At 73.8% G+C, this 26,344-nt stretch carries 27 protein-coding genes; 19 read left to right on the top strand and 8 right to left on the bottom strand.

The annotated features are described in order from the left end of the window. Positions 1–84 precede the first annotated feature (84 nt). The 10 genes from ACIRD3_RS13310 (at position 85) to ACIRD3_RS13265 (ending at position 9,275) form a co-directional block, all read left to right on the top strand. Positions 85–1,347 carry an NAD(P)/FAD-dependent oxidoreductase gene (locus tag ACIRD3_RS13310; RefSeq protein WP_402215551.1) on the top strand — a complete coding sequence of 421 codons (1,263 nt, stop codon included), beginning with the start codon at positions 85–87 and terminating at the stop codon, positions 1,345–1,347. Then, complete coding sequence (locus ACIRD3_RS13305) at positions 1,344–2,147, top strand: DUF1365 domain-containing protein (protein WP_402214946.1); 804 nt, start codon at positions 1,344–1,346, stop codon at positions 2,145–2,147. Before ACIRD3_RS13310 ends, ACIRD3_RS13305 begins: the two co-directional genes overlap by 4 nt. Further along, complete coding sequence (locus tag ACIRD3_RS13300) at positions 2,144–3,430, top strand: class I SAM-dependent methyltransferase (protein WP_402214944.1); 1,287 nt, start codon at positions 2,144–2,146, stop codon at positions 3,428–3,430. The genes ACIRD3_RS13305 and ACIRD3_RS13300 overlap by 4 nt, the downstream gene beginning before the upstream one ends. Then, positions 3,427–4,266, top strand: a complete 840-nt coding sequence (locus ACIRD3_RS13295; RefSeq protein ID WP_402214942.1) for a DUF1295 domain-containing protein — start codon at positions 3,427–3,429, stop codon at positions 4,264–4,266. The genes ACIRD3_RS13300 and ACIRD3_RS13295 overlap by 4 nt, the downstream gene beginning before the upstream one ends. After that, positions 4,263–5,576 (top strand): cryptochrome/photolyase family protein, encoded by a 1,314-nt coding sequence (locus tag ACIRD3_RS13290; RefSeq protein WP_402214941.1) that lies wholly within the window; start codon positions 4,263–4,265, stop codon positions 5,574–5,576. The genes ACIRD3_RS13295 and ACIRD3_RS13290 overlap by 4 nt, the downstream gene beginning before the upstream one ends. Before the next feature lie 501 nt (positions 5,577–6,077). Beyond that, entirely contained in the window at positions 6,078–6,191 is a 114-nt protein-coding gene (locus tag ACIRD3_RS13285) for a lasso RiPP family leader peptide-containing protein (protein WP_402214940.1), read from the top strand. A 38-nt stretch (positions 6,192–6,229) separates the two neighbouring features. Beyond that, entirely contained in the window at positions 6,230–8,017 is a 1,788-nt protein-coding gene (locus tag ACIRD3_RS13280) for an asparagine synthase-related protein (protein WP_402214938.1), read from the top strand. Positions 8,018–8,052: 35 nt separating this feature from the next. Then, on the top strand, positions 8,053–8,310 hold the full coding sequence (locus tag ACIRD3_RS13275; protein ID WP_402214936.1) for a lasso peptide biosynthesis PqqD family chaperone: 258 nt from the start codon (positions 8,053–8,055) through the stop codon (positions 8,308–8,310). Between the two features lie 61 nt (positions 8,311–8,371). Then, entirely contained in the window at positions 8,372–8,788 is a 417-nt protein-coding gene (locus ACIRD3_RS13270) for a lasso peptide biosynthesis B2 protein (protein WP_402214934.1), read from the top strand. Between the two features lie 121 nt (positions 8,789–8,909). After that, positions 8,910–9,275 (top strand): hypothetical protein, encoded by a 366-nt coding sequence (locus tag ACIRD3_RS13265; protein WP_402214932.1) that lies wholly within the window; start codon positions 8,910–8,912, stop codon positions 9,273–9,275. Between the two features lie 9 nt (positions 9,276–9,284). Here the strand turns inward: ACIRD3_RS13265 and ACIRD3_RS13260 are convergent, their stop codons facing one another. After that, entirely contained in the window at positions 9,285–10,541 is a 1,257-nt protein-coding gene (locus tag ACIRD3_RS13260) for an alpha/beta hydrolase (RefSeq protein ID WP_402214930.1), read from the bottom strand. Between the two features lie 115 nt (positions 10,542–10,656). Between ACIRD3_RS13260 and ACIRD3_RS13255 the strand changes: the two genes are divergently transcribed. The 3 genes from ACIRD3_RS13255 to ACIRD3_RS13245 all read left to right on the top strand — a co-directional run bounded on the left by ACIRD3_RS13255 (position 10,657) and on the right by ACIRD3_RS13245 (position 13,289). Then, positions 10,657–11,115, top strand: coding sequence for a MarR family transcriptional regulator (locus tag ACIRD3_RS13255; RefSeq protein ID WP_402214928.1), 459 nt, complete (start codon positions 10,657–10,659; stop codon positions 11,113–11,115). A gap of 715 nt (positions 11,116–11,830) precedes the next feature. Then, positions 11,831–12,730 (top strand): maleylpyruvate isomerase N-terminal domain-containing protein, encoded by a 900-nt coding sequence (locus ACIRD3_RS13250; protein WP_402214926.1) that lies wholly within the window; start codon positions 11,831–11,833, stop codon positions 12,728–12,730. Positions 12,731–12,785: 55 nt separating this feature from the next. Next, positions 12,786–13,289, top strand: coding sequence for a metallophosphoesterase family protein (locus tag ACIRD3_RS13245; protein ID WP_402214924.1), 504 nt, complete (start codon positions 12,786–12,788; stop codon positions 13,287–13,289). A gap of 381 nt (positions 13,290–13,670) precedes the next feature. On the opposite strand, the gene ACIRD3_RS13240 is transcribed toward ACIRD3_RS13245, so the two are convergent. The 3 genes from ACIRD3_RS13240 to ACIRD3_RS13230 form a co-directional block, all read right to left on the bottom strand. Then, entirely contained in the window at positions 13,671–14,045 is a 375-nt protein-coding gene (locus ACIRD3_RS13240; RefSeq protein WP_402214922.1) for a DUF5994 family protein, read from the bottom strand. A 636-nt stretch (positions 14,046–14,681) separates the two neighbouring features. Continuing rightward, positions 14,682–15,647, bottom strand: coding sequence for a HEAT repeat domain-containing protein (locus ACIRD3_RS13235; RefSeq protein ID WP_402214920.1), 966 nt, complete (start codon positions 15,645–15,647; stop codon positions 14,682–14,684). Positions 15,648–15,967: 320 nt separating this feature from the next. Beyond that, complete coding sequence (locus ACIRD3_RS13230; protein WP_402214918.1) at positions 15,968–16,858, bottom strand: NAD-dependent epimerase/dehydratase family protein; 891 nt, start codon at positions 16,856–16,858, stop codon at positions 15,968–15,970. 97 nt (positions 16,859–16,955) lie between these two features. Between ACIRD3_RS13230 and ACIRD3_RS13225 the strand changes: the two genes are divergently transcribed. After that, on the top strand, positions 16,956–17,534 hold the full coding sequence (locus ACIRD3_RS13225) for a MarR family winged helix-turn-helix transcriptional regulator (RefSeq protein WP_402214916.1): 579 nt from the start codon (positions 16,956–16,958) through the stop codon (positions 17,532–17,534). Positions 17,535–18,008: 474 nt separating this feature from the next. Here ACIRD3_RS13225 and ACIRD3_RS13220 read toward each other — a convergent pair whose 3' ends face one another. After that, a complete protein-coding gene (locus tag ACIRD3_RS13220; RefSeq protein WP_402214914.1) occupies positions 18,009–18,860 on the bottom strand; it encodes a helix-turn-helix transcriptional regulator in 852 nt (283 codons plus the stop codon). Between the two features lie 160 nt (positions 18,861–19,020). On the opposite strand from ACIRD3_RS13220, the gene ACIRD3_RS13215 reads away from it, so the two are divergent. After that, on the top strand, positions 19,021–19,800 hold the full coding sequence (locus tag ACIRD3_RS13215) for an NAD(P)H-dependent oxidoreductase (protein WP_402214913.1): 780 nt from the start codon (positions 19,021–19,023) through the stop codon (positions 19,798–19,800). A 62-nt stretch (positions 19,801–19,862) separates the two neighbouring features. Here ACIRD3_RS13215 and ACIRD3_RS13210 read toward each other — a convergent pair whose 3' ends face one another. Beyond that, positions 19,863–20,306, bottom strand: a complete 444-nt coding sequence (locus tag ACIRD3_RS13210) for an Lrp/AsnC family transcriptional regulator (protein WP_402214911.1) — start codon at positions 20,304–20,306, stop codon at positions 19,863–19,865. A gap of 77 nt (positions 20,307–20,383) precedes the next feature. Between ACIRD3_RS13210 and ACIRD3_RS13205 the strand changes: the two genes are divergently transcribed. From ACIRD3_RS13205 to ACIRD3_RS13190, 4 genes are all read left to right on the top strand, one after another. After that, positions 20,384–21,229 (top strand): AzlC family ABC transporter permease, encoded by an 846-nt coding sequence (locus ACIRD3_RS13205; protein WP_402214909.1) that lies wholly within the window; start codon positions 20,384–20,386, stop codon positions 21,227–21,229. Next, positions 21,222–21,557: a branched-chain amino acid transporter permease gene (locus tag ACIRD3_RS13200; RefSeq protein ID WP_402214908.1), complete on the top strand. Its 336-nt coding sequence runs from the start codon at positions 21,222–21,224 to the stop codon at positions 21,555–21,557. The genes ACIRD3_RS13205 and ACIRD3_RS13200 overlap by 8 nt, the downstream gene beginning before the upstream one ends. Positions 21,558–21,690: 133 nt before the next feature. After that, a complete protein-coding gene (locus tag ACIRD3_RS13195) occupies positions 21,691–23,562 on the top strand; it encodes a hypothetical protein (protein WP_402214907.1) in 1,872 nt (623 codons plus the stop codon). 151 nt (positions 23,563–23,713) lie between these two features. Beyond that, positions 23,714–24,031: a hypothetical protein gene (locus tag ACIRD3_RS13190; RefSeq protein ID WP_402214905.1), complete on the top strand. Its 318-nt coding sequence runs from the start codon at positions 23,714–23,716 to the stop codon at positions 24,029–24,031. A 213-nt stretch (positions 24,032–24,244) separates the two neighbouring features. Here ACIRD3_RS13190 and ACIRD3_RS13185 read toward each other — a convergent pair whose 3' ends face one another. Together ACIRD3_RS13185 and ACIRD3_RS13180 are read right to left on the bottom strand one after the other, a co-directional pair. Continuing rightward, positions 24,245–24,661 carry a nuclear transport factor 2 family protein gene (locus ACIRD3_RS13185; protein ID WP_402214903.1) on the bottom strand — a complete coding sequence of 139 codons (417 nt, stop codon included), beginning with the start codon at positions 24,659–24,661 and terminating at the stop codon, positions 24,245–24,247. A 297-nt stretch (positions 24,662–24,958) separates the two neighbouring features. Continuing rightward, positions 24,959–26,227 (bottom strand): Ig-like domain-containing protein, encoded by a 1,269-nt coding sequence (locus ACIRD3_RS13180; protein WP_402214901.1) that lies wholly within the window; start codon positions 26,225–26,227, stop codon positions 24,959–24,961. Positions 26,228–26,344: the final 117 nt, after the last annotated feature.

Genomic DNA, 26,344 nt, shown 5'->3' with positions numbered 1-26,344 from the left:
GGAGGGGCTCTCGTGACCGTGTTCGACACCGTTTCCACCGCCCGGATCACCGTCGGGAGGGACGGCGGCGCGCGTCCGCGCCGGGTGGCGGTGGTGGGATCCGGCGTCGCCGGCCTCACCGCCGCCCACGAGCTCTCCCGGGCCGGGGTCGACGTCGAGCTCTTCGAGGCCGACGGGCGGCTCGGCGGCCACGCCCACACCCAGCACGCGAGCGCCCGGGACGGGCGGACGCTCCCGCTGGACACGGGATTCCTGGTCCACAACGAGCGGACCTACCCGCACCTGGTCCGGCTCTTCGCCGAACTCGGCGTCCGCACCCAGGACAGCGAGATGAGCATGTCCGTGCGATGCGACGGATGCGGCCTGGAGTACGCCGGGGCGAGGGGGCCGGCCGGCCTGTTCGCCCGGCCCGACGCCCTGGTCCGCGGCCGGTACCTGCGGATGCTCGCCGAGGTGCCGCGCTTCCACCGGCTCGCCCGCCGCCTGCTCGCCGACCCGGCGGCGGGCGACCCGAGCCTGCGGGACTTCCTGGCCGCCGAGGGCTTCTCCCGGTACTTCGTGAACCACTTCATGACCCCGGTGGTCTCCGCCGTGTGGTCCTGCGCCCCCGACCTGGCGGGCGACTACCCGGCCCGCTACCTGTTCGCCTTCCTCGACAACCACGGCATGCTCTCCGTCACCGGATCGCCGACCTGGCGCACCGTCGTCGGCGGCTCGCGCACCTACGTCGAGAAGGTCGCCGAGCGGCTCGCCACCGTGCACCGCTCCACCCCCGTTCGCGCGGTGCACCGCTCCCCGGACGGCGTCACCGTGGTCTCCGACGGGGGACACCGCACCGAGGCCGACGCCGTCGTGGTCGCCACCCACGCCGACCAGGCCCTGGAGCTGCTCGCCGAGCCGACCGACGCCGAACGCGAGATCCTCGGCGCCTTCACCTACTCGCGCAACCCCACCGTCCTGCACCGCGACCCGTCCGTGCTGCCCGGCGCCCGCTCGGCGCGCGGCTCGTGGAACTACCGGATGCCCCACTGCACCGCCCCCTCCCACCGGGTGCGGGTCAGCTACCACCTCAACCGGCTGCTGCGCCTGGACACCGCCGAGGACTACCTGGTCACCCTCAACGAGGACCGGCACCACCCCGTCCCCGACCACCTGGTGGTCTCCCGCACCGTCTACGAGCACCCGGTGTACACCGCGCACTCGGTCGCCGCCCAGCGCCGGCTGCCCGAACTCACCACCGCCCGCACCGCGTTCGCCGGTGCCTACCACGGCTGGGGCTTCCACGAGGACGGCTGCCGCTCCGGCGTCGTGGCCGCTCGCGCGCTGCTGGGGGTGAACGCGCCGTGACCGCCCGTGCCGTGACCGCTCTGCCCGGACCGTGGGGCGCGGTCCTCTACGACACCGTCACCACGCACGTGCGCCCGGCGCCCCGGCTGCGGTCGTTCCGCCACCGCGGCTACCTGTGGCTGGTGGACGTGGACCGCCTGCCGACCCCGCCGTGGCCGCTGCGGCCGCTGGCCCGGTTCCTGCCCCGCGACCACGCCCTCGACCCGGCCGGGCGGACACCGTCCGTCCGCCAGGACCTGGAGCGCTACCTCGCCCGGCACGGCGTGCGGCTCGGCGGCGGGCAGGTGCTGATGCTCACCCAGGCCCGCTCGCTCGGGCACGTGTTCAACCCGCTGACCGTCTACTGGTGCCGCGACGGGGCAGGGCGCCCGCTGTGCACGGTCGCCGAGGTCCACAACACCTACGGCGGCCGGCACCGCTACCTGCTGCCACCCGATCCCGAGGGCCGCGCCGAGAGCGTCAAGGACTTCTACGTCTCGCCGTTCTTCCCCGTCGACGGCCGCTACCGGATGGTCCTGCCCGAACCGGGCGAACGCCTCCACCTGACCGTCCACCTGGAGCGCCGAGGCCGGCGGGCCTTCACGGCCACCGTCCGCGGCACCGCCCGCCCGGCCCGCCCCGCCACCCTGCTGCGGGCGGTGCTCAGGCACCCGTTCGCCACCTGGGCCGTCAGTTTGCACATCCGCTACCAGGGCACCCGCCTGTGGCTCAGCGGCCTGCCCGTCCACCCCCGCCCGGCCGCCGGCCGGTCCCGGCCCGCCGACACGCCCGTTCCCACGGAAGAGGTGCCCGCCCCATGACGACCACGGTTCCCCCGGCAGGGACGCCGACGCCCCTCGTCGACCCCGCCCGCTGGCCGGACGTCGCCCGGGTCCCGGACGTGCCGCTGCGCGCGGCCGTCGCCGCCCGCCTGCTGCGCCGGGTGGCCGCGCGACGCGGCCTGCGCGTCGAACTCCCCGGCGGCCGCACCCTGCTGCCCGCCCCGCCCGGCGCACCGGTGCTCCGCCTGCACCGCCCGCAGGACTTCTTCCACCGGGTGGGGGAGAGCGGCCTGATCGGCTTCGGGGAGTCCTACCAGGCCGGAGACTGGGACAGCCCCGACCTGGTCGCGCTGCTCACCGAACTCGCCACCGCCCCGGAGACCCTCGTGCCCACCGGCGCCCAGTGGCTGCGCCGCCTCTACGTCCGGCGACCGCCGGACGAGGAACTGTCCACCGCGGCGAACGCGCGGCGCAACATCCACCGGCACTACGATCTGTCCAACGACCTCTTCGCGCTCTTCCTCGACCCGACGATGACCTACTCCTCGGCCCTCTTCCCGACCGGGGCCGACCACGCGCCGGTCGCCACCCGCGAGGCCCTGCCCGCCGCCCAGCACCGCAAGATCGACCGGCTGCTCGACCTGGCCCGGGTCGGCCCCGGCACCCGGCTGCTGGAGATCGGCACCGGCTGGGGCGAGCTCGCCCTGCGCGCCGCCGCACGCGGCGCCCACACCGTCAGCCTGACCCTCTCCGAGGAACAGCTCGACCTCGCCCGGCACCGGATCGCCGAGGCCGGGCACTCGGAGCGGGCCGAGGTCCGGCTCTGCGACTACCGCGCCGCCGAGGGCCGGTACGACGCCGTGGTCAGCGTGGAGATGATCGAAGCCGTCGGACGGCCGTTCTGGCCGGACTACTTCCGCACGCTCGACCGGGTCCTCGCGCCCGGCGGACGCGTCGCCCTGCAGGCGATCACCATGCCCCACGACCGGATGCTCGCGAGCAGCCGCACCTACACCTGGATCCTCAAGTACATCTTCCCCGGCGGCCTCATCCCCTCCGTGCGGGCGATCGAGGAGACCGCCACCCGCCACACCCGCCTGCGGCTCACCCGCGCCGACGCCTACGGGCCGCACTACGCCGAGACCCTGCGCCTGTGGCGCGAACGGTTCACCGAACGGTCGCCGCAGGTCGCGGCCCTCGGCTTCGACGAGGTCTTCCAGCGCATGTGGGAGCTGTACCTCGCCTACTCCGAGGCCGGATTCCGCACCGGCTACCTCGACGTCCACCAGATCCTCCTCACCCGCGACGAGGCGACGGCGTGAACGCCGCCGCCTTCGCCGTCAACCTCGCGGTCACCGCCGCCGTCGCCCTCGCCGTGCTCCTCGCCGCGTTCGCGGTGGGCGTGCGCGCCGGGCGCCACCGGGGCGTGGACGTCGCCTGGGGGCTCGCGTTCACGGCCGTGGCGCTGACCGGCTACGCGCTCTCGGACGGCCACGGGGATCCCGGGCGCCGGCTGCTGGCGACCGTCCTCGTCACCGTCTGGGGGCTGCGGCTGTCCGGGCACATCTGGTGGCGCGCCCGCGGCGCGCCCGAGGACCCGCGCTACGCCCGGATGCTCGCCCGCGCCCCCGAGGGCCCCGCCCGCACCCGGTACGCCCTGCGGATCGTCTACCTGCTCCAGGCCGCCCTCGTCTGGTTCGTCTCGCTCCCCGTCCAAGCCGCCCAGTACCTGCCCCACCCGCCCGGCCCGCTCGCCTGGGCGGGCACCGCCCTGTGGGCCGTCGGCCTGTTCTTCGAAGCCGTGGGGGACTGGCAGCTCGCCCGCTTCAAGGCCGACCCCGCCCACCGCGGCCGGATCATGGACCGCGGCCTGTGGCGCTACACCCGCCACCCCAACTACTTCGGCGACGCCTGCGTCTGGTGGGGCCTGTTCCTGCTCGCCGCCGACACACCCGTCGGCTGGGCCTTCGTCCTCAGCCCCCTCGTGATGACCTGGCTGCTCGCCTTCGGCAGCGGCAAACCGATGCTGGAACGGCAGCTCGGCGCCCAACGGCCCGGCTGGGCCGCGTACGCCGCCCGCACCAGCGGCTTCGTCCCCCTGCCACCACGCCGACACCCCGCACACCCGACCGCACCACCTGCGAGGCACCACCCGTGACCGTCTCGATCGCCCTGTTCACCCAGGACCTGCGCCTGCACGACAACCCCGTGCTGCACGCCGCCCGCACCGCCGCCGACCAGGTGGTGCCGCTGTTCGTCCTCGACCCGGCGGTCGAGGCGGCCGGCTTCGCCGCCCCCAACCGGCTGGCCTTCCTCGCCGACTGCCTGGCCGACCTGGACGCCTCGCTGCGCCGCGTCGGCTCCCGGCTCATCGTCCGCCGGGGCGCGACCGCCGAGCAGGCGGCCAAGGTCGCCGCCGAGGCCGGCGCCGGGACGGTGCACGTCGCCGCCGGGGTCAGCGGCTACGCCCGGCGGCGCGAAGCGGCGCTGCGCGCCCTGTTCGGCGAGCGGCTGCACGTCCACGACGCCTCCGTGACCGTCGTGCCGCCCGGGCGGATCGCCCCCGCCGGGCGCGACCACTACGCCGTCTTCACCCCGTACCACCGCGCCTGGCAGCAGGCCCCGCACCGCACCGTGCTCGGCGCGCCCCGGGCGATCCGCACCCCGGAGGAGATCGGCAGCGAGAACCTCGTGATCAGCGGCCCGTTCTCGCCCTCCCTGCCGCGCGGCGGCGAGAGCGCGGCCCGTGAGCGGTGGCGCCGCTGGGACGTCGCCGCGTACGCCGACGTCCACGACGACCTGGCGGCCGACGACACCTCCCGGCTCTCCCCGTACCTGCACTTCGGCTGCCTGTCGGCCACCGAGCTGACCGACCGCGCCCTGCGGCACGGCGGCCCCGGCGCGGAGGCCTTCGTCCGGCAACTCGCCTGGCGCGACTTCCACCACCAGGTCCTCGCCGCCCGCCCCGACGCCGCGCGCCGCGACTACCGCGCCCGGGACGACCGCTGGCACCACGACGAGCGCGAGGCCGAGGCCTGGCGCCAGGGCCGTACGGGGTACCCGATCATCGACGCCGGGATGCGCCAGCTCGCCGAGGAAGGCTGGATGCACAACCGGGCCCGGCTGCTGACGGCGAGCTTCCTCGCCAAGACCCTCTACCTCGACTGGCGGATCGGCGCCGCCCACTTCCTCTCCCTGCTGGTCGACGGCGACGTCGCGAACAACCAGCTCAACTGGCAGTGGGTCGCCGGCACCGGCACCGACACCCGGCCCAACCGCGTCCTCAACCCGCTGCGCCAGGCCGACCGCTACGACCCGGACGGCGCCTACGTCCGCCGGTGGGTGCCCGAACTCGCCCACCTGCCCGGGCCGTCCGTCCACCGTCCCTGGCTCCTCGCCGGGGACTACCCGGCGCCCATCGTCGACCCCCAGGACCTCACCGCCCGGTTCCGCCACGGGCGGCCGTGACCGCCACGGCGCGCAGCCGGTTCCCCCTCCCGTGCGGCCCGGCGGCCGCCGCGTGCCCGGCGTGCGCGCACGGTCCGCGGGCCCGCCGACCCACCCCCGAGGACCGGGCACCCCGACCGCGTGCCATGTGGTCCAGACCGCGCGCCGGGGGCGGACGTCGCGGGGGCGTGCGGCCGCCGCACGCCCCCGCACTCCGGCCGGTCCGGAAATCGCCGTGCCCGGGTGGACGGCGGCCGGAAGCCCGAGGGGGGCGTACGCAGTGCGTGTACGCAGCCTGGGGGAGCCGTGACGGATGGGACCCGGCCAGTGCCCGGTGACGCGCCCCCGCCCCACCCGCCCCTTCCGTCCGGTCGCACCACGGATCCAATCGATAGCGGAGCGTGACCATCTTTCGGTCAAAGCACCGGGAACCGGTTGCCCGGAAAGCGGACCGGCCGGAAGAGTGGTCGTCGCCGGCAAGCACTCCCGTCCAACTGAGTAGTCGAACGAGAGGAAACCGTCATGTCCGACGTGTACGAGACCCCGATGCTGGTCGAGCTCGGTGACTTCGCCGCCCTCACCCAGGGCTTCCTGATCGGCGACGTCTTCGACGGTCACGGCTTCTACCTCATCTGAGGGGCCGTCCAGTGAGCGGTCACCGCAGGACCTGGTTCGTGGTCCTCCCGGATACCGAAGCCGCGTCCGCGGTGGCCGCGGGGCAGGACACGGCCGAGTGCCGTGTCCTGCCCCACCCCGGCGGACGCCCCTGGATCATCGGCGCGTGGCCGGCCGACGAGGAACCGCTGACCGTGCAGGCCGGGCCGGTGGCCCTCGCCGTGTTCGGCACCGTCGGCACCGACCACCACCGGCTGCTGCGCCTCGCCGAGCGGATCCGCGACCCCTACGACGCCCTGACCCTCGCCCGGGAACCGGCGGGCTGCTTCCACCTCGTCGCCTCCGTGCGCGGCACGGTCCTCGCCCGGGGCTCGCTGTCCGGGCTGCGCCGCCTGTACCTGGCCGAACACGACGGCACCCCGCTCCTGGCGGACCGGGCCGACACCCTCGCCGGGCTCACCGACCGCACCCCGTCCCTCGACCGGCTCGCCCTGCGGCTCGCCCACCCGCTGCCCCACCCCCTCGACGCGCTGCCCCTGTGGCCCGACATCACCCCGGTGCCCCCGCACCACGCGGCCGTGCTCACCCCCGGCCGCCCCGCCCGCACGCTCGCCCACTGGCAGCCGCCCGCCCCCGACCGTCCGCCGGCCGAGGCCGCGGCCGCACTCGGCCACGCGCTGCGCCGCGCCGTCGACGCCCGCACCCGCACCGGCGGGGTCGTCGCCGCCGACCTGTCCGGCGGCCTGGACTCCACCCCGCTGTGCTTCCTCGCCGCCCGGGGGCCCGCCGAGCTGCTCACCGTCACCCTCGGCTCCACCGACCCGCACCACGACGACGCCGCCTGGGCCGAGCGCGCCGCCCGTCACCTCCCCGGCCGGCGGCTCCTGCTGGCGCCCGACGACCTGCCCGCGATGTTCGCGGACGTCGGCACGGCGGGACCGCAGGGCGACGAACCGCTGCCCTGGACCCGCACCCGGGCCCGCGACGAGGCCGTGGCCCGCCGCCTCGCGGCCCACGGCGCCCGTCTGCGCCTCAGCGGAGAGGGCGGCGACGAGGTCCTCCAGGCACTGCCCTCGTACCTGCGCCTGCTGACCGTCCACCAGCCCGCCACCGCGCTGCGCCACCTGCGCGGCCACCGGGCCCGGCTGCGCTGGGGCCTGTCCGCCGCGCTGCGCGCCCTCGCCGACACCCGCCCCTACCACGCCTGGCTCGCCCACACCTCCGACCGCCTCACCCGCACCGCCCCACCGACCACCCAACTGCTCGGCTGGGGACCCGAACCCCGCCTCGCCCCCTGGATCACCCCCCAGGCCGCCGACCTCCTGCGCGAGCGGCTGCGCGCCGTCGCGCCGGCCGACGCCGTGCCCCTCGCACCCGAACACGCCCAGCACCAGACGCTGCACATGGTCCGCCACAGCGCCGCCGCCATGCGCCAGCTGATCGAGGCCACGGCCGCCGTCGGCACCCCGTACACCGTCCCGTTCCTGGACGACCAGGTCCTCGACGCCTGCCTGGCCGCCGAACCCGCCCAGCGCGGCACCCCGTTCGCCTACAAGCCGCTGCTCACCGCCGCCGTCGCCCAGGACGTCCCCGACGAGCTCCTGCGCCGCACCGGCAAGGGCGACTTCAGCCCCGACGCCCACCAGGGCCTGGCCCGCCACCGACCCGAACTCGCCGCCCTCGCCGAGGACAGCGCCCTCGCCCGCGCCGGCCTCGTCGACCCCGACGCGCTGCGCCGGGCCTGCCTCGGGCTCTACCCGCCCGGCACCCCGTACGCGGCACTCGACGCCACCCTCGCCTGCGAGCACTGGCTGCGCGCCCACGAGGCCGCGCACACCGCCTTCTGACCACCCGCCACGGAAACCCCCGAGGAGGAGACCGCATGTCCGTGGAACTGCGCCCCGATGTGACCCTCACCCCGACCGGCAGCGGCGCCGTCGTGCTGGACGAGCGCTCCGGCCGCTACTTCCAGCTCAACCGCACCGGACTGCACATCCTGCAGTCCCTCCTCGACGACCGGACCGCCGACGAGATCGCCACCGACCTCAGCGGCCGCTACCCCGTCACCGCGGACCAGGCCCGCACCGACGTCGCCGCCCTGCTGGGCAGCCTGCGCACCGCCGGGCTGGTCACCGGATGAGCGCCCGGCGCCGGTCCGCTACCGGGACGCGCACCCCCGCCGGCCACCCCGGGGCGCGCGGATGAGCCTGCAGGGCCACGCCGCCGGGGCGGGCCGGCCGCCGTGGCACCGGCGCCCGGCCGCGCTCGCGGCGATCGCCGCCGCCCGGCTGATCGAGCGGATGCCACCGGCCCGGATCCGCCGCCTGATGCTGCGCCTGCGCGGCGGTGCCCGCCCGGCCACCGCCCGTGAGGCGCTGGCCGCCCGGCAACAGGTGGTCGCGCTCAGCATGCGCTGCGCCGGTCAGGGCTGCCTGCAGCGGTCCATCGCCGCGGCCCTGCTGTGCCGGGCCAGGGGGAGCTGGCCGACCTGGCGCACCGGGGTGCGCACGGAGCCGTTCCGCGCCCACGCCTGGATCGAGGCGGACGGCGCGCCGGTGGACGAACCCGCCGAACTCGCTCACTTCCACCCGCTGATGACCGTGCCGCCCCGCGGCTGACCGGCCCGCCGACGCCGCCGGGCGGCCCCCTGACGAAACGGATGCCGGGACCGGGGTGTCGCGGGCCGGGAGGTGGACAGGCGCGTGGGGAACACAGCTCCGCACGTGAGGACGTTCGGTCATGACTTCCAGGAAACCCGGCACGCACAAGTCCATGGACGAGGGCCAGGCCAGCCGCCACGAGGGTGCGCACCACGGTTGGTCGGGTGACATCGACGCGGAGGAGCAGCAGCCCAACGACAGCGCGCACCGCTCCTTCCACCCCGACGAGTACGCTCCCGAGCCCGGTCCGGGGCGCGAGCCTTCCAAGGAGGAGAGGCAGGGCGTGCCCGGGCAGACGGTGGAGAGCAAGGGGCCGCGCGGGGAGGAGCAGGGGCCTTCCGAGCACCGGCGCGATCACGGCCCCCAGGGCCCGTCGGGGCGGCCGTCCGGCGGCTACTCCCAGAAGGCCCGCACCGGCGTCGACCCGCAGGAGCCCGACCAGTAGGCCTCCCCCTCACCCCCGCCGGACGGCCGCCAGCCGGGTCGGAGCCGCTCCGCGCCACCAGGTGGGGTCGGCGCTGCCGTCGGTGGTGCGGCCGTCGCGGTGGACGTAGTGGCGCACGTCGCGGCCCGGCTCGGCGAACTCGCCGGCGAGGGCGCGCTCCAGCCACTCGGCCCCGAACCGGAAGGCCTCGGCGGCCACGCCGCCGAGCGGGTGGAACTCGTCCTCGTAGACCCGGAGCTCCTTCGGCGCCCGGATCCGCTCGAAGCTCTCGATCGCCTGGCCGAGGTCGGTGAGCTCGTCGAACTCGCCGATGCCGTACAGCACCGGGCAGGTGATGCCGGCCACCAGGTCGCCGAGCGGCATCTGTCGGGCGAGGTCGCGGTCGAAGGCCTCCTCGTCGTCGTACCCGGCCATGTACATGTAGTTGTTCTTGAAGGTCGGCTGGGCGCGCTCGAAGATGGTCGCGAAGTCGCCCGTGACGGCCTCGAACGCGGCGAGCGCGGCCAGCCGACCGTCGGTGGCGGCCGCCCGGGAGCCCCAGTAGCCGCTCATCGAGATGCCGAACATGCCGATCCGGGTCCCGTCGACCTCCGGCAGCGAGGCCAGGTGGTCGAGGTAGCGGCCGATCGCCCGCTCGTAGTTGGCCAGGTCGACGGTGAGCCCGCCGGCCCGGCTCTCGCCCTGGCCCGGTCCCTCGACGGACAGCGCGACCATCCCGCGGGAGGTGTAGTACCGCTCGGCCGCCCAGATGTAGTCCTCCTTGATCATGTCCATCCCCGGGCCGAGGATGACGGCCGGCGCGTTCTCGACGGGGCCGGCGGGCAGGTGCAGCAGGGCGTGGATCGTCGAGCCCTCGAAGTCCAGCTCCACCCGCCGCACCCGCCCGTCCCGCAGCGCGCCGAGGCGGGCCACGCAGTGGTCGGCGCGCTCACGCAGGGCCGCCTTGCGCGGGTCGGCCGCGTCGAAGATCGAGTACTGGGCGCGGCCCCACATCACCGCGGCCCGCAGGTAGAGGTCGGCGGCGGTCTGCGCGAAGCCGCCGCGCTCGTGGTGGGCGGCGCGCTCCTCGGCCTGGCCGGCGACGGTCGCCCACGCCTTGGGCAGCATCGCGCCGCTGCGGACCAGGGCGAAGACCTTGGCGAAGTCGGTGTGGTCGTGGCCGAGCTGCTCCATGGTCCCGACGGCCTCGGGGTGCAGGGCGTCGAATCCGCCCTGGGCGAGGGCGATGTCCAGGGCCCAGCTCTGGCCGGTCGAACGGACGGTCATGACGGTCTCCTCCTGAATCGGGGGCGGTGATTCACTAAGTACTTAAGGAGTAAGTACTTAGTCATTAAGTACTTAAGCTAGGCTGGCTGTCAACCCAGCCCGGAGGAGCGACACCATGGCCGACCAGCCGCCCACCCCCGAGCGGGCCCAGGCACTCGACCGCCTGGCCCGCGCCGCCTACCGGCTCAGCGCCGCCGACGCGCGCCTGCGCGGCCGCGCCACCCGTACCCCCGGCGCCCTCTCCCTCACCCATGCCCGCGCCCTGCGCACGCTGGCCGACCAGGGCCCGCTGACCATCAGCGGGCTCGCCGCCGGCACCGAGACCACCGGAGCCGCCACCACCCAGCTGGTCAACGGCCTGGTCGCGGCCGGTTACGTCACCCGCACCCGCCCGCCGGAGGACAAGCGCTCCGTCGTGGTCGCGCTCACCGACGCCGGGCGCGAACGGCACCGGCAGCGCCAGGCGGCACTGGCCGACGCCCTGCACGCCGACCTGGCGGACTACGACGCCGACGACCTCGACCGTGCCGCCGAGGTCCTGCACCGGCTGTCCGCCGTCTACGACCGGCTCTGACGCGCTCGAACCCCCGCCGGGGCCGGTTCACGCACAAGCCCCCCGCGGGCGAGCCCCCGCCGCGGGGTGTCGTGTGCCCCACGGGGGGAAGGCGTTCGCCCGGGCCGCAGTAGCCTGAAAGGTTCAATCGTCCACGAAGGGGTGTCGGTCAGGTGCGTGCGAACTGGGACCCGGCGTCGGTCGGGGAGATTCTCGAACCGGCGGGCGCCGTGCCGGAGACGGTGCGGTGCCGGGCGCGCAGGGCGATAGCCGCCCACGCGCTCGACCGCGAAGACTACCGGTTCCTCCTGGAGGCGCTCGGGCTGGTGCAGGAGGAACCGTCGGCCTCCTCGGACGCGGGCCGGGGAACGCCCCGGGAGCGGACCGGGCGGACGACCCGTTGCGCCCCGGGCTGATCGCCGAGGTCCGCCGACTGCTCGGTGAACACACGGAACGGGAGCGGCACGCACAGGGCGCGGGGGACACCGACGTGATGAAGCTCTGCTGCGTCCAACCGTTCAACCGTGGACTCCGGGCCACGACGGCCCACCTCGGTGCTTCAGCCGCCCGCGGTCGGCCCGGGCCGCAGCAGATCCGCGACCGGCGCGCCGGAGAAGTCGTCGGGAGGTGATCGATGAGTTTCGCGTCCGTGCGCGGTCTTCCCCTGGGCAACGCCACACCAGGCGTGGCAGCGAACCGTGACCGCCCGAGCGGCACCCTGGGGAAGGATGAGCACATGACCGAGCTGAACGCGGAGCACGCCCGCCGGACGATCGTCGACCACACCCGGCGTCTGGCGGAATCGGCCGCCGCGGCCGGACCGGACGCCGTCGTGCCGACAGCCCCGGGCTGGACCGTCACCGACCTGGTCGAGCACGTGGGCCGGACCCAGCACTGGGTCGCGGAGATCGTCGAGCGGCGCATCACCGACCCCGCTCAGCTGCCCACGGAGATGGCCGCCGTCCCCGCCGACGCCGGCCGGTGGCAGGCGTGGCTGACGGAGTCGGCGCAGCGGGCCGCGAGCGCCTGCTCCGACGCGGCGCTGGACGCGCCGGTGTTCAACGCCGCCTGGGACGGGCGCTCGGGGACGCGTTTCTGGCTGTCCAGCCTCCTCAACGAGGCGGTCGTCCACGGCTTCGACGCGGCCCGCGCTGCCGACGCCGAGGCAGCCCGCGTTGCCGACGCAGGCGACGCAGGCGACGCAGGCGACGCGGGCGACGCAGGCGACGCGGGCGACGCAGCCCGCCAGGCCGATCGGCCGACCGACATCGACGCGGACGTCGCCGCGGCGCTCATCGGCAACCACCTCGCGATGCTCACCTCGCCCACCTGGCGGCTGCAGCGCCCCGAATCCGCCCACGCGATCCGGGGCACGGGGCAGACCCTCCAGTGGCTCGCCACCGACATCGCCGGTGACGCGGGCGCCTGGCTGGTGGAACGACGCCCTGACGGTGTGGCGTGGCAGCCCCGCAGCCTACGGGCCGACGTGACGGTCACGGGCCCGGCACGGTCGCTGCTGCTGGTCCTGACCCGACGGCTCCCGCTCACCGACCACCACGCCACCGGAATCACCGTGGACGGCGACGCCGACCTCGCCCGGCACTGGCTCGACCACACCGCCCACGTCAGCGGCTGACCGGCCACCGGCCAGCGGAACCCCGCCCACCCGACCCCGACGGAAGCCCGCGGACGTGCGACTGCTCCTCACCTCCGACACCCACCTCCCCACCCGGGCGCGCGTCCTGCCCGACCCGCTGCTGCGCGCCCTCGACGAGGCCGACGTGGTCTTCCACGCCGGGGACTGGGTCGACACCGCCACGCTCGACCTGTTCGAAGCCCGGGCCCGGCGGCTGGTCGCCGTCCACGGCAACAACGACGGGCCGGAGCTGCGCGCACGTCTGCCCGAGGTCGCCCACGTCGAACTGGCGGGCCTGCGCTTCGCCGTCGTCCACGAGACCGGCCCCGCCCGGGGCCGCGAACAGCGGTGCAGCTCGGGCTTCCCCGATACGGACGTCCTGGTCTTCGGTCACAGCCACATCCCGTGGGACAGCCAGGCCCCCGGCGGCCTGCGGCTGCTCAACCCGGGCTCCCCGACCGACCGGCGCCGCCAGCCCTTCGCCACCTACCTGACCGCCCGCGCGCACGACGGCCACCTCACCGACGTACGCCTCCACCGGCTGCCACCGCGCTCCTGACCCGCCGCACGGCCCGCACCGGCCCCCTGACCACCGCACGGGCGCCACTTCCCGGGCGCCGCTCGGTAGTTCGAAGGGCATCACGCCAACGAACCGTCCAGGAGGCCAGGTTGTCGCAGCTGTACGGCATCGAGGAGAGACGGAGTCCACTGCCTCCCCTCCCGGCGGGCCACGCTCGTGCCGGCCGAACGCCCTGCCATCTGGTGCCTTACCTTCGTGGAATGCCGTCCAATACGGTGACGGGGGGGGCGAGCCGGACAGTCGGCCGGCTGTCATCGCCACGGTGCGGCTCCGGCGCGGCCGTCCGCCGGGACGCCCCTCCTGGGGAAGTAATCCGCTCCGGCGGCGGGGAGCTGGGCCGGCCCTTCGCCCGATCACCACTCAGCTGGGCATCAGGAGCTCGGCTGCCGGGGTGTGGTTTCCGGTTGCTGCTGCCCCCGCCATCGCAGACGAGGCCGTGCCAGGGTCGGTGAGGGGCGGCACCACCAGGAGCAGGAAGTGGTCCTGGAAGCCCCGGGTGATGCTGATCGTCGCGTCGCTGCCCGTGAACCAGTTGATCCTGACCATGAGGCCGTTCGCCATGATGGACCGGGGAACGCCGTCCCAGGCCGACATGTCGAGGCCGACGCGGATGATGCGTCCGAGGTGGGCGCCGAGCGCGGTGATCAGGTCCGGCAGTTCGGCGAGGACGTGGTCCGAGCGGGGCCACCAGGCACCGTCGAAGACCCCGTCGCGCGACATCGTCGGCTCAAGCACCAGGCGAGGCAGCGGAGGAGCGCCGGGCACCGTCCACCGTCCGGAGGAGAAAGGCGAAGGGAGGGGAATCGGCATCATGAGAGGCCGCCCGTCCGGTCCGCAAGGGACCAGTTCATGACCCAGGGCGACGTCGGCGCCGATGCCGGTGTGCGGAATGTCCTCGGTTGTCTCCCACGGTACTCCGCTGGGGTCGACTCCGGACCGTCCCCGGGGGAGCAGTCTCGAAGGCGTCCAGGGCATCACCGTGATCAACCAGTCCCCCAGGCATCATCGGCGCGGCGACGGCCTCAGGGGCGCCGACGCCATGGATTCCTGCGGCTACCGTATTGCCGAGGACAGCACCGTCGACCAGGCCGACGACGCGTTCTGCAGCGCCTACGCGGCATCATCGACGGGCCCAGCTGCCGCCCCCACAAGCGGCCGGAGAACGCCACCGAACCCCCGGCCACATAGCCTCCGTCAGCCCCAGGGGCTGGGGAATTACGTGAACACAGCCCCTGGGGACCAGGCCGTCGTCGACAGCCGGCGGTGATCACGTCGGTGGTCATGTGGCGGGTCCTCAGCTCCGGGACGTCCCGGCAGGCGGGCGGAGAACCGTCAACCGCCTGGCGTGGCACGTCACCTGACACAGCACTCCTAGTAGTCGAGCCAGCGGTAGTCGTCGGGGTTGCGCATCTGGGCGAGGGCTGTCAGGAGGCCGTTGTCCTTGCCGCCGTCTTCGGCGTCGCGCAGCCAGGGGACGGGGGCGAGGAGGGCTGTCAGGTCATCGGTGACGGCTGTGTCGAGGAGGGTGTCGAGGTCGTCGGGGATCGGGTCGTCGACGAGGCACAGCCAGGCCAGGGCGGCGCTCACCCGTACGTCCGTGGGCCGGGTGGGGTCCTGCCACCACTCGTGCAGGCGGGCGGCGGTGTCCGGTTCGCCCTCCTCCCTGGCGAGTTGACCGATCGCCAGGACCAGGCAGGCGCGTACCGCCGGGTCGTCCTCGACGGTGAGACGGGCGTGCAGGGCGGCCGGGCCGTGGCGGGGTGGGGGCGCGGCGGCCGCCAGGGCGAAGGCCGCGGCCTGGCGGACGGCCGGGGCGGGGTCGTCGAGCAGGTGGAGCACGAGGTCGGCGTCCGTGGTCACGGCCTGCCGGGCGGCTTCGAGCGACCAGTTCTGCGGGTAGCCGCTCGGTTCCCAGCGCATGGAGTCGTGGGGCAGTCCGGCGCGCAGGAGACCGGTGCGGGAGGCCTCGCCGAAGTGTTGCCGGCGGGCGACCGAGCCGACCAGCCACAAGAGGTCGGCGCGGTGGCGGGGGTGGGCGAGGGCGATCCGGAGGAGGAAGGGCACGGCGAGGGCGCCGACGGCGGAGGTTCCGCCCTGGTGGCAGATGCTGTTCCACAGCGTGCCCAGCGCTCGCTCGGCGGCGTCGGCGTCGCCGAGGCGGATCGCCTCCAACCGGGCCGGTACGTCGCCGCCGGGCCCGTAGGCGTGGTGGAACCGGACCCAGGGCACGGCGTCGTACCGCAAGCCGTCCTTGACCTCCGAGGGCAGGGCGGCCGTGACCACGCGCACGTCCTCTTCCGTGCCCGCGTGGAAGTCCAACCCGCCCTCGCGGTACACCGCCGGTGCTCCGTCTCCGCCAAGCCACCCCACGAGATCCCTCTTCCTGAGGCCTTGTCCGCCCCGAGGCCCGAGGCCTGGCCTGAGGCCGTACGACACCCGCTTCGTTCCGGTACGAGCCCCGTCCTATCACCCGCCACCGACAACCGCGGTGCGGGTCACGGCGGGGGGCTTGGCCGAGGGTGCGGACGAGGTCGTGGGGGATGCGGGTGAAGGCGTGGGGCGAGGGGGGGACGGGGGAGAGGCGGGGCGGCCGGGCCCGTACGCGGGAGCCGGCCCGGGGCAGGTGCGCCCCGGGCCGGGTCGTGGGCGGTGCGGGGCTACTCGCCGGCCCGGTACGAGCCCGACTCCAGCTCGGCCACCGCGCCCGGGCGGACCGGGCGCCAGCCGAGGGCGGTACGGGCGGCCGCGCCGCTGACGCTCTGGTCGAGGGCGAGCGCGTCCGCGAAGAGCGGGCCGAAGACCTCGGCGGCCTCGCCCGCCGCCAGTACCTGTGGGTCGGCGGGCACGCCGGCCACCTGACCGGCGGCCCGGGCGAGGTCGCGGACCGGGACGGCCGACTCGCCGACGCCGTGCCAGACGGTGCCGGCCTCGGCCCGCTCGACGGCGGCCACGAACAGCTCGGCCAGGTCGTCCACGTGGACGGTGGGCCAGCGCACGCCCTCCTCGCCGTAGTACTCGGGTGCCCCCTGCTTGCGGGCCCGGTCGACCAGGATGGCGGGGATCCCGCCGCCGCGGCCGTACACGATGCCGGGCCGGACGACGGTCGCGCGCACGCCCTCGGCGGCCTCGGCGAGCACCCGCTGCTCGATCCGCGGGCGGTAGCCGACGATGTCGATCGGGTTGGTCGGGGTGTCCTCGCCGACCTCCTGGGCCTCGCCGGTGGCGCCGAGCACCCAGACGCCGCTGGTGTAGACGAACGGGCGGCCGGTGCCGCGCAGGGGAGTGGCGAGCGCCTCGATGACGGCGGTGTCGACGTCGGCGTCGCCGCTCGGGGGAGCGAGGTGGATCACGGCCTCGATGTCGGGCGTGACGGCGCCGACCAGCGAGGCCGGGTCGGCGGTGTCGCCGGCGATCCGGGCGTGCCAGCCCCGGCCGGGCCGCGACTCGGTGCTGCGGGTGAGTGCGACGACCTGGTGGCCGGCGGCGGTGAGGTGTTCGGTGACGGCGGTGCCGATGTAGCCGGTGGCGCCGGTGAGCAGGACCTTCATGACCATCCCCCTACGTCGAAAATTTCGATGTCGAAACTATAGGGAGATGTAGTCGGCGATGTCAAACATTTCCATGTCGAAGTGTTAGGCTCCGGCCATGACGGACTCGACCCCCACCGACCCCACCGGCCCCACCGTGACGGACTCGACGGCCCAACAGCCGCAGCAGGACGGAGTCGACCGCATCACCGCACAGTGGCGCGCGGTCCGCCCCGACCTGGACACCTCCCCCATGGCCGTCATCGGCCGCCTCTCCCGCGCCTCCCGCCTGCTGGAGCGCGGGATCAAGGACAACCTGGCCCTCCACGGCGTCGAGCCCTGGGAGTTCGACGTCCTCGCCACCCTGCTGCGTTCCGGCCCGCCGCACGTGCTCACCGCCGGCGAGCTCAGCGCGGCCGCGATGGTCAGTTCCGCGGCGCTCACCAACCGCATCGATCACCTGGAGAAGAAGGGCCTGGTCGAACGGGCCGTCGACCCCGCCCACCGCCGGCGGGTCCTGATCTCCCTGACCGACACCGGCCGGGAGCTGACCGACCGCCTCGTCGAACACCACCTCGCGGGGGAGGAGCGCCAGCTCGCCGGGCTCACCGGTGCCGAACGCGACCAGCTCGCCGGCCTGCTGCGCCGTGTCCTCCTCACCCTCGGCGACCACACCGAGGACCCCGCCCCGCGCTGACCGCCCCGCGCCTGACCGCCCCGCGCCTGACCGTCCGGCCCGGGCGGGACGGCTGCCGTTGCCGGATCCGAACCCCTCCCCCGTCCCGTCCGGCCGCCGCCGCTCGCGCTCGTCGAACCGGCGCTCCAGCTCCGCGTGCCGGCGCGCGGCGTTGCCGCCGTCCGGCTGACCGGCGAAGGCCCGGTCGGCGGCCGGCACGAAGGCCTCGCGGTCGGCGGGCTCGGCCGAGGCGATCGCCCGGAGCGCCTCCTCGGTGTCGTCGTCCAGCCCGCTGCGGGAGCGCGGCCCGCCGCCGGTGAGCACGCGCTCCAGTTCCGTGGGGGAAGACCTGCCGCAGCTCCCGGTCGGTCGGCCACCCGTGGCGTATCCGGGCCCCTGTCGACGTCGGACTCGAACTCCCGTCCTCCGGAGGGGAATCGGTCGTCCGGGTGGTGGTTCCACCTGTCAGCCTCGGCCCGTCCCGAGGCGCCGCCGTCAGGACGTACGGGCCTCGGGGTTCACCCCTGTGGCCGCGGCAGCACCGTCCGCGTCCAGGCCCGCGAGGAGGCGCAGCCCGTCCTCGGCGGGGCTGCCGGGGGCCGCGGACAGCACCAGCAGCTCCAGGCCCGAGGCGTCCTGCAGGGCGAAGTTCTCGTGGTGAAGTTCCAGCAGTCCGACCAGCGGGTGCCGGTACGGCTTGCGCCCGTGGGTGCGGGCCCGCACGTCCGCGCGGGCCCAGAGGCGGCGGAAGCGCTCGCTGCCCATCGCCAACTCGCCGATCAGCTCGGCCAGTCGGCGATCGTCGGGGTACTTGCCGGCGGCCAGGCGCAGATGGCCGACCACGTCCAGGGTGCAGTTCTCCCAGTCCGCGTAGAGGCCGCCGTCGGTCTCCTCCAGGAAGACGTGCCGGGCGGTGTTCAGACCCGGCATGGGCGTGCCGAACAGGAGCCGGGCGAGGCGGTTCCCGGCGAGGACGTCCAGGCGGTGGTCCACGATCAGCGCCGGTGCGTCGGGGACCAGGTCGAGCACGCGCAGCAGCTCCGGCCGGACCCGGCCGCCCGGGGTCCTCGCCCGGCGGCGGGGCTGGCGGGCGAGCCGGTGGAGGTGCTCGCGTTCGGTGTCGTCCAGCCCGAGGACGCGGGCGAGCGTGTCGAGGACCTGCTCGGAGGGCTGGGTCGCACGGCCCTGCTCCAGGCGCACGTAGTAGTCGACGCTGACCCCGGACAGGTGCGCGACCTCCTCGCGGCGCAGCCCCTGGACCCGGCGGCGGCTGTCGGTGGGGATGCCGGCCGACGCCGGGTCGACGCGGGAGCGCCTGGTCCGCAGAAAGCCTGCAAGATCGTCCATTCCCCAAGTATGGCCGCGGCCGGGGCCGTCGGAGGGGGCGTGAGGGTGGCCCTGCCAGTACCAGGAACGCCGGTCCGACGGAATCGCCGCCCCTGAACGGCGAGCGCCCGGGCGACCAGGATCGAAGGCATCCGATCCCCACCGATCCTCAGGAGTTCCCGTGAAGACGCTGATCGTCCATGCCCACCCGGAGCCGAAGTCGCTCAACGGTTCGCTCAAGGACCTCGCGGTGTCCACCCTGGAGGGCGCCGGGCACGAGGTGCGGGTGAGCGACCTGTACGCGATGAACTGGAAGGCCGTGGTCGACGCCGCGGACTACGGCCCGGACGCCTCCAGCCCGTTGAAGGTCGCCCTCGACTCCGGCCGGGCCTTCGCCGCCGGGACGCTCACCCCGGACGTCCGCACCGAGCAGGAGAAGCTGCTCTGGGCTGACACGATCATCTTCCAGTTCCCGCTGTGGTGGTACTCGATGCCCGCCATCCTCAAGGGCTGGGTGGACCGGGTGTTCACCTACCGCTTCGCGTACGGCGTCGGCGAGCACAGCGACACCAAGTACGGCGAGCGCTTCGGCGAGGGAACCCTCGCGGGCCGCCGGGCCCTGCTGTCGGTCACCACCGGCGGCCCCGAACCGCACTACCAGGCCCGCGGGATCAACGGCCCCATCGACGACCTGCTGTTCCCGATCCAGCACGGCATCCTCTACTACCCGGGCATCGAGGTGCTGCCGCCGTTCGTCCTCCACGGCACCGACCGGATGACCGACGAGCAGTACCCGGCCGTCGCCGAGGCCTGGAAGCAGCGCCTGCTCACCCTGGAGACGACCGAGCCGATCGCCTTCCGGCGCCAGAACTTCGGCGACTACGAGATCCCCTCGCTGCACCTGAAGGGGGGCCTGGAGCCGGCCGGCCGCACCGGCTTCGGGCTCCACGTCCGCGGCTGACCCCGGAGCCGTCCGGCCCGGGTCGGGGTGGCGGACGCCCGGGCGCCGGTGGTCGCGGCCGCTCAGCCGTCGTTCTTGATGATCTTCATGGTCAGGTGCGAGTCGACCCGGGCGACGGCCGGCAGTCCCATCAGGCGGGCCGTGAGGAAGCCCTCGTAGGCGGCGTGGTCGGCGACGGCGACGCGGATGAAGTAGTCGGGGCGGCCGAAGAGCCGGCGGAACTCGACCACCTCCTCGTAGGAGGCCACCGTCGACTCGAACTCCTCCACCGTCTGCAGGTCGTTGACGCCGATCTCGACCGCGACCACCACCTCGAACCCGCGGCCGGCCGCCGCCGGGTCGATCCGGGCCCGGTACCCGGCGATGACCCCGGACTCCTCCAGCCGCTTGACCCGGCGCAGGCACGGCGGCGGCGTGAGGCCGACCCGCTTGGCCAGTTCGACGTTGGTCAGCCGACCGTCCTGGCGCAGGTGGAACAAAATTTCACGATCGATGCCATCCAGCATTTCTTTATTGCTCATCCCGGGATTGCGAGGCAATGATTGGAAACCATATTACCTGGAATTCGGCATAGAATTTCTCCATGACCACCGCTCCCGGCGGGACGCTCACCCGTGCCGTTCCGCCACCCGCGCCCGCCTCCGATACGCCCGCCTCCGAACTGCCCGCCTCCGAAACACCCGCCCCCGAAATGCCCGCTGACGAGACGACCGCGGCCGCGTCGAGCGCCCGGAACGACCTGACGGCCGCGCTCCGGGACTCCAGCTCCGTCGGCCTGGGCCTGTTCCCGCTCGGCATCGCGTTCGGCGTGCTCGTCGTCCACGCGGGCCTGAGCTGGTGGTGGGCCACCGCCTTCACCGCGCTGGTCTACGCCGGGTCACTGGAGTTCCTGCTGATCGGGCTGGTCGTCGCGGTCGCCCCGCTCGCACAGATCGCCCTCACCGCGTTCCTGGTGAACTTCCGGCACGTCTTCTACGCCCTGTCCTTCCCGCTGCACCGGGTCGGCGGCCGGTTCGGCCGGGCGTACAGCACCTTCGCCATGACGGACGAGGCCTACGCCCTGACCACCGGGCAGCAGGCGCGCTCCTGGAGCGGGCGGCGCATCATCTGGCTCCAGGTGCTCTGCCAGCTCTACTGGGTCGTCGGCGCCACCGCCGGCGCGCTGTTCGGGGCCCTGGTGCCCGCCCGGCTGGTCGGCCTGGACTTCGCGCTGACCGCGCTGTTCGTCGTGCTCGCCCTCGACGCCTACCGGGCCCGGCGCGACGTCCCCACCCCCGCGCTCGCCCTGGTCTGCGCACTCGCCGCGCGCTTCCTGTTCCCCGGTCAGATGCTGCTCGCCGCCACCGCGCTGTTCACCGCCGGGCTGCTCGCCCGACGGGCCCTCACCCGGCACCGCACCCCCGCCCCGAAGGAGCCGGCCCGTGCCTGACACGCCCTACCTGCTCGCCGCCATCGGCGTGTCCGTCGCCGTCACCTGGGGCCTGCGCGCCCTGCCCTTCGCCGCCCTCGCCCCGCTGCGGGCCAGCGCCGTCCTGCACCACCTGGGCGAGCGGATGCCGGTCGGCGTGATGGTGATCCTCACCGTCTACGCCCTGCGCGACCTCCCCCTCACCAGCCCGCTGCGGGCCGCCCCCACCGCCGTCGCCCTGGCCGCCACCCTCGGCCTGCACCTGTGGCGGCGCAACGCCGTCCTGAGCATCCTCGGCGGCACCGCCGTCCACGTCGCCCTCGCCAGCACCCTCTTCGCCCACCCGTGAGTTCCCCGCTCGGGCCACGTCGACGACCAGTGCGGCGCGCCGCAGCCCCAGACGCTCGCGCCGTTGCCATGATTCGGTCACAGAACGTAGTCGTGCCGCTCCGGGGCCGCCCCGCGCATCAGGGAGAGCGATCGTGCCCGTCGTCCGAACCGCCGTCCTGCTCACCGAGTTTCCGGCCGGACAGCCGCTCGATGTGCAAGGCGACGCCCCCTGGTACGTCTCCTACTTCTTCAGCCCGACGCACGGACAGGCGGCGTACTGGCTCAAGCAGACCGACAACGACCTGCTGCTCGACGGGGAAGTGTTCGATCGGGCCCTCTTCGAGGATCCGGCCCCTGACTTCTCCGACCGGGCGAAGACGGTCGACCGGGTGATCCGAGCCATGGAGGACGACCGGAACATCGACTTCTCGTCCTTCGACGTGATCGTCGCGGTGCTGGGCGTACGGGGCGACTACCCCGTCAACGGCGGGTCGACCCCGGCCACCTCCAGGCACCGCAGGCACCACGGAATCGTGACCCGGACAGGAGACCGGTTCGACTTCATGGCCCACGAGTTGGGCCACGCCCTGGGCCTGTCGCACTCGTTCGGCGATCCGGCCTTCAAGGACCCCGGGGAGGACTACGGGGGTTACGCGCACCCGTACTGCATCATGAGCGCGATGGCCTACGGCGACATCGGCCGCCCCTACCTCCCGGCCACCCCGCGGGACGGCCGACGCGAGTACTCGGGGCTCGGCCCGAGCCTGAACGCAACGTCGGCGCTGGGCCGCGGCTGGATCCACGGGGACACCTACAACCTGGCCGCGGCCGCCGGCCCCGCCGAGTTCACCCTTCGCAGCAGGCACTGGCTCGGCCGGAACCCCCGGCTTGCGCCGCAGGCGGTGGAGGTGTTGGCGGCCGACGGGACGAACTACGTCATCGAGTACCGGGAGGACGCCGACTGGGACCGGGGACAAGGGTCGCCGGCCCTGATCGTCGCCCAGGGCCGCGGCAGCAGCGGCGACTCGCACTACCCCGGCACCTTCGCGACCACCTACCAGGGGCTGCGCCGCCTGCCGATCGCCTTCGGGTCCTGGAGCAGCGTCTACAACGGGCACGGTTTCGGGATGGAGGTGGTCGGCCGGTCGCCCGACGACCATACGGTGACGATCCGGCTGCGCCCGGGGCGGGCCACTCCGGTGTCGATCGGGTTCACCGACCGTACGGACACCCTGCGCGAGGAGGAACGCGGCACCGGCGAGACCACCTGGGGGCACGGTGAGAAGCTGTGCGTCGTGGGCACCTGGGAGTACCGCGAGCTGGCACGGCAACAGCAGGCCGTCGTCGAAGCGACCTATCCGCCCGGTGGCGTGCCGGTGACGGTGACCTGGACCGTCGACGACGTGCCGCTCACGGGTGCCTCCGGGCAGTGCTCCTTCGTCAAGGAGGTCGAGGTGGCGAACTCCCGGCTCGACCCGCAGGGGGACACGCGCACGGTCGTCGTGTCCTACGAGATCGAGCGCATCGCCGCCGGGGAGCGGCTGCGGCTGACCAACCGGCCGGATGACGAGACGTACCAGCTGGACGTCGCGGCAACGGTGTCGACGTCGTTCGGGGCAGGGGGTGATCGGACGTGGATCGCGTTCCAGGGCCACGAGTACCGCTACCCCCAGGACTTCTACGACGCGCGTGACGCCTGCATCCGGAACTTCGTGGACATCGGGCGCCGGTTCGCCAAGTCAAGGGTCCTGCTGCCGCCGGACCTGTGGCAGTCGCTGGGGGATGAACGCGCGGAGCGGGCACGGCAGTTGACCGACGTGCTCGCCTACCAGCACACCGTCGGCGACGCGGTGGCCTACCGGCAGGCGGTGGACGAGCTCGGAGCGCTCGTCCACGACCCGAGCGTCGCCCTGACGATCGTCCCGCTGGACGAGGTGGCCGAGGTGAGGATTCCGGACGGGCCGATCGCACCGCCCGGCCGGGCGCCGTCCTGGAACGGCGGGCCGTTCACGTCCTCGCCCTGATCACGAACGGCCCGGCCACCGACGGAACGACCGCCCCTCGCCCCACCAGCGAGCCCCGCATTCGGAACGGCTCACCGGTGTTCGCGCCTCGATGTCCCTGCGGCGTGAAAGGCTGCCGACAGCACCGGGACGCGGAGGGGGAGCCGGCGGGATGGGTTTCGAGGGCGAAGTCTGGCGACTGATGCGGCAGGAGGAGCGACTCGGCGAGATCGTGATCGACGAGGCCGACTTTCCGTGGCTGAACGGGCGCTTCGTTCCAACGCCGGTGTTCGGGCAGGTGAAGCCGTGGTTCGACGAGTCACTGGCCCTGCTGGAGGCGGAGGACTACGAGCGCTTCGACGACTCGTACAACCGGATCGCGAACGCCTTGTCGCTGGTAGCCCCGTCGGGTCCGGTCGCGGAGTTCCTCCTGCACGTCCGTGACGACCGAGCGTGGTTCAGGTGGAGTGACGAACCGTTCGACGAGTGAGTCCGCCGGCACCCGCTTGTCGGGGCGCACGGGAAGTCGGCCCCTCCGACTTCCCACGCAGCGCTGGCCGGTCGTCAGCCGGCGGACTCGGCCTCGACGGCCGTTACCCGGTGCAGGGCTTCGCTGATCGCCTCACCGATCTCCGCGAACTGCAACCGTCAGATCGTCCGGGAGAGCTGAGAATCGTTTCATGGCCAGGGTGGGCAGCAGCCGTCAGCTCTGGTCTGGGGTGGGCCGCCACGAACGGCCCGTCTCGCGTTCGAACGCCGGACGCACGTCAACGGTGTCGTACACGATACGCAGCGTGGCAATACGGCCGTCATCGGCGAGTTCAGCCAGGTCCACCACGTCGAACGGCGCGGCAGCTCCGGACGGCAGTCGCCAGTCGAAGTGGAACCAGAACGAGATCAGTGCGGCCCCCTGCTGGGTCCGGCCCTCCGCCACCCCCAGCAGAGTCAGGTCCGCCCGGCTGGTGTCGGCGAAGAGCTCGGGATAGAACTCCGTGGCCGGTCGGGGGCCGTACAGCGGAGAGTGCACCATCGCTCCAGGCGCGAACAACTCCAGCACCGCCTCGGCATCCGCCCGCTCCAGCGCCGACAGGTAAGCCGACACGAGCTCAGCTGCAGTCATGGTCACTCACTCAAGATCAGGCCGGATCGAGAGCCCATGCTCTCATCCCGCCCCTTGCACTCCGCCCATCGACCGGCGTCGGTGTTCGGTGTCGGCCTCCTGGTACGGGCCTGTACGTACGGACGCAGCAGCGGATCGAGCCGATGGTCCGGGTTCAGGGAGCCGGCGCCGCGTGAAGAGTCGGACGGGCCGACTTCCCACGCGGCGCCGCCTGGTGGTCGGCCGGGCGGCCGCCCTCCGCATACCGGCAGGTGGGGTCGGCCTCCCGAGCGGGCCCTGACGCGGAGTGGGCGGGGGCTACCAGGTGGCCCAGGGGATGTTCCAGCCGCCGAGGCCGTTGTCGGGGGCGACGGTCTTCTCCTTGGTGTTCACGACCGTGACGATGTCGCCGATCAGCGAGCTGTTGTAGAACGATCCGGCGACGGAGATGTCGCTGCCGCCCTCCACGTCCTTGAGCGAGACGCAGCCGTGGCTGGTGTTGGCCTTGCCGAAGGGGTCGCCCTTGTACCAGTAGTTGCCGTGGAGGTAGGTGCCGGACCGGGTCAGCCGCATCGCGTGCGGGGCGGCGGGGATGTCGTACTCGTTGCCCATGCCGACGGTCTGGGAGTTCATGTGGGTGACCCGCTCCTTGGACATGATGACCATGGTGCCGCCCCAGGAGGGGTGCTGGTCGTCGCCGAGGGTGGCGGGCACGGTGGTGGACTTGCCGTCCCGCACGATCGTCAGCTGGTGCGTGGCGGCGTCTGCGGTGGAGATCTGGGAGCGGCCGATGGTGAACGGTTCGTCCTTGTCGACGTCGCCCCACACGCCGGGGGCGACCTCGACGTTCTTCAGCCGGTAGTGGATGGTGACCTTGGTGTTCGGCTTCCAGGGCTCGGCCGGGCGGAAGTCGAGCCGGTCGTCGCCGAACCAGTGGCCCTTCACCTCGGTGCCGTTGTCGGTCTCGAAGGTGATGGCCTTGGCGACGGCCTCCTTGTTCACGACCTTGGTGCTGAAGTCCACCTTGACGATCATGCCCACGCCGTAGGTCTGGCCGTCGGCGATGTTGTCGTTGGTCGACACCTTCTTGCCGGGCGGGGCGGTGGTGAAGGCGCTGGTGGCCGCGGCGACCAGACCGTCGGCGTCCTTCGCCTGGGCGTTCACCGTGTACGCGGTGCCCGGGGCGAGCGCGGCGGCGGGCTTCCAGCCCGCGCCGTCCGGGGTGATCGAGCCCTGGACGGGCTTGCCGTCCTTGTCCGTCACGTCGACGGCGGTGAGCTTGCCCTGCGAGACGGACACCCGGAGCGCGGTCGGCGCGACGCCCTGGGCCCCGTCCTTCGGCTCCACGTCCAGCACCGCGGTCGACGTCTTCGGTGCTCCCGAGGCGGACGCCCCGGCGGAGGCTGCCCCGGAAGCGGTTGCGGAGGCGGCGGCGCCGGCCGGCGCGGCGTCACCGCCGCCCTCGCCCTTGCCGTCGCCGCAGGCCGCGGTCATCAGCAGGACCCCGCCCATCGCCAGCGCCACCGCGCCGCGGTGGAGACGGTCGCTGGTGCGTATCGCGGCCCGGGCCGCCCGAACAGTGCTCACAGTTGCTCCCTCTCGATGTTCCGCCGTCAGCTTGTCCGCCGGTTCGTCCCGGCCGCAACGGTGGGAGGGCGATCAGGGATGCTGGGACGCCGTTACCGGGTTTGAGCTGGGAAGACG

Source organism: Kitasatospora sp. NPDC093550, from assembly GCF_044764985.1.
Lineage (GTDB): Bacteria > Actinomycetota > Actinomycetes > Streptomycetales > Streptomycetaceae > Kitasatospora.
The sequence above is the reverse complement of the archived record's forward strand: the minus strand, read 5'-3'. Positions and strand labels throughout refer to the sequence as shown.

Coding starts and splice junctions, on each gene's coding strand:
- ACIRD3_RS13300 (WP_402214944.1), top strand. CDS start 2,144: ATGACGACCACGGTTCCCCCGGCAGGGACGCCGACGCCCCTCGTCGAC.
- ACIRD3_RS13285 (WP_402214940.1), top strand. CDS start 6,078: ATGTCCGACGTGTACGAGACCCCGATGCTGGTCGAGCTCGGTGACTTC.
- ACIRD3_RS13275 (WP_402214936.1), top strand. CDS start 8,053: ATGTCCGTGGAACTGCGCCCCGATGTGACCCTCACCCCGACCGGCAGC.
- ACIRD3_RS13270 (WP_402214934.1), top strand. CDS start 8,372: ATGAGCCTGCAGGGCCACGCCGCCGGGGCGGGCCGGCCGCCGTGGCAC.
- ACIRD3_RS13265 (WP_402214932.1), top strand. CDS start 8,910: ATGACTTCCAGGAAACCCGGCACGCACAAGTCCATGGACGAGGGCCAG.
- ACIRD3_RS13260 (WP_402214930.1), bottom strand. CDS start 10,541: ATGACCGTCCGTTCGACCGGCCAGAGCTGGGCCCTGGACATCGCCCTC.
- ACIRD3_RS13255 (WP_402214928.1), top strand. CDS start 10,657: ATGGCCGACCAGCCGCCCACCCCCGAGCGGGCCCAGGCACTCGACCGC.
- ACIRD3_RS13250 (WP_402214926.1), top strand. CDS start 11,831: ATGACCGAGCTGAACGCGGAGCACGCCCGCCGGACGATCGTCGACCAC.
- ACIRD3_RS13230 (WP_402214918.1), bottom strand. CDS start 16,858: ATGAAGGTCCTGCTCACCGGCGCCACCGGCTACATCGGCACCGCCGTC.
- ACIRD3_RS13225 (WP_402214916.1), top strand. CDS start 16,956: ATGACGGACTCGACCCCCACCGACCCCACCGGCCCCACCGTGACGGAC.
- ACIRD3_RS13220 (WP_402214914.1), bottom strand. CDS start 18,860: ATGGACGATCTTGCAGGCTTTCTGCGGACCAGGCGCTCCCGCGTCGAC.
- ACIRD3_RS13210 (WP_402214911.1), bottom strand. CDS start 20,306: ATGCTGGATGGCATCGATCGTGAAATTTTGTTCCACCTGCGCCAGGAC.
- ACIRD3_RS13205 (WP_402214909.1), top strand. CDS start 20,384: ATGACCACCGCTCCCGGCGGGACGCTCACCCGTGCCGTTCCGCCACCC.
- ACIRD3_RS13190 (WP_402214905.1), top strand. CDS start 23,714: ATGGGTTTCGAGGGCGAAGTCTGGCGACTGATGCGGCAGGAGGAGCGA.
- ACIRD3_RS13185 (WP_402214903.1), bottom strand. CDS start 24,661: ATGACTGCAGCTGAGCTCGTGTCGGCTTACCTGTCGGCGCTGGAGCGG.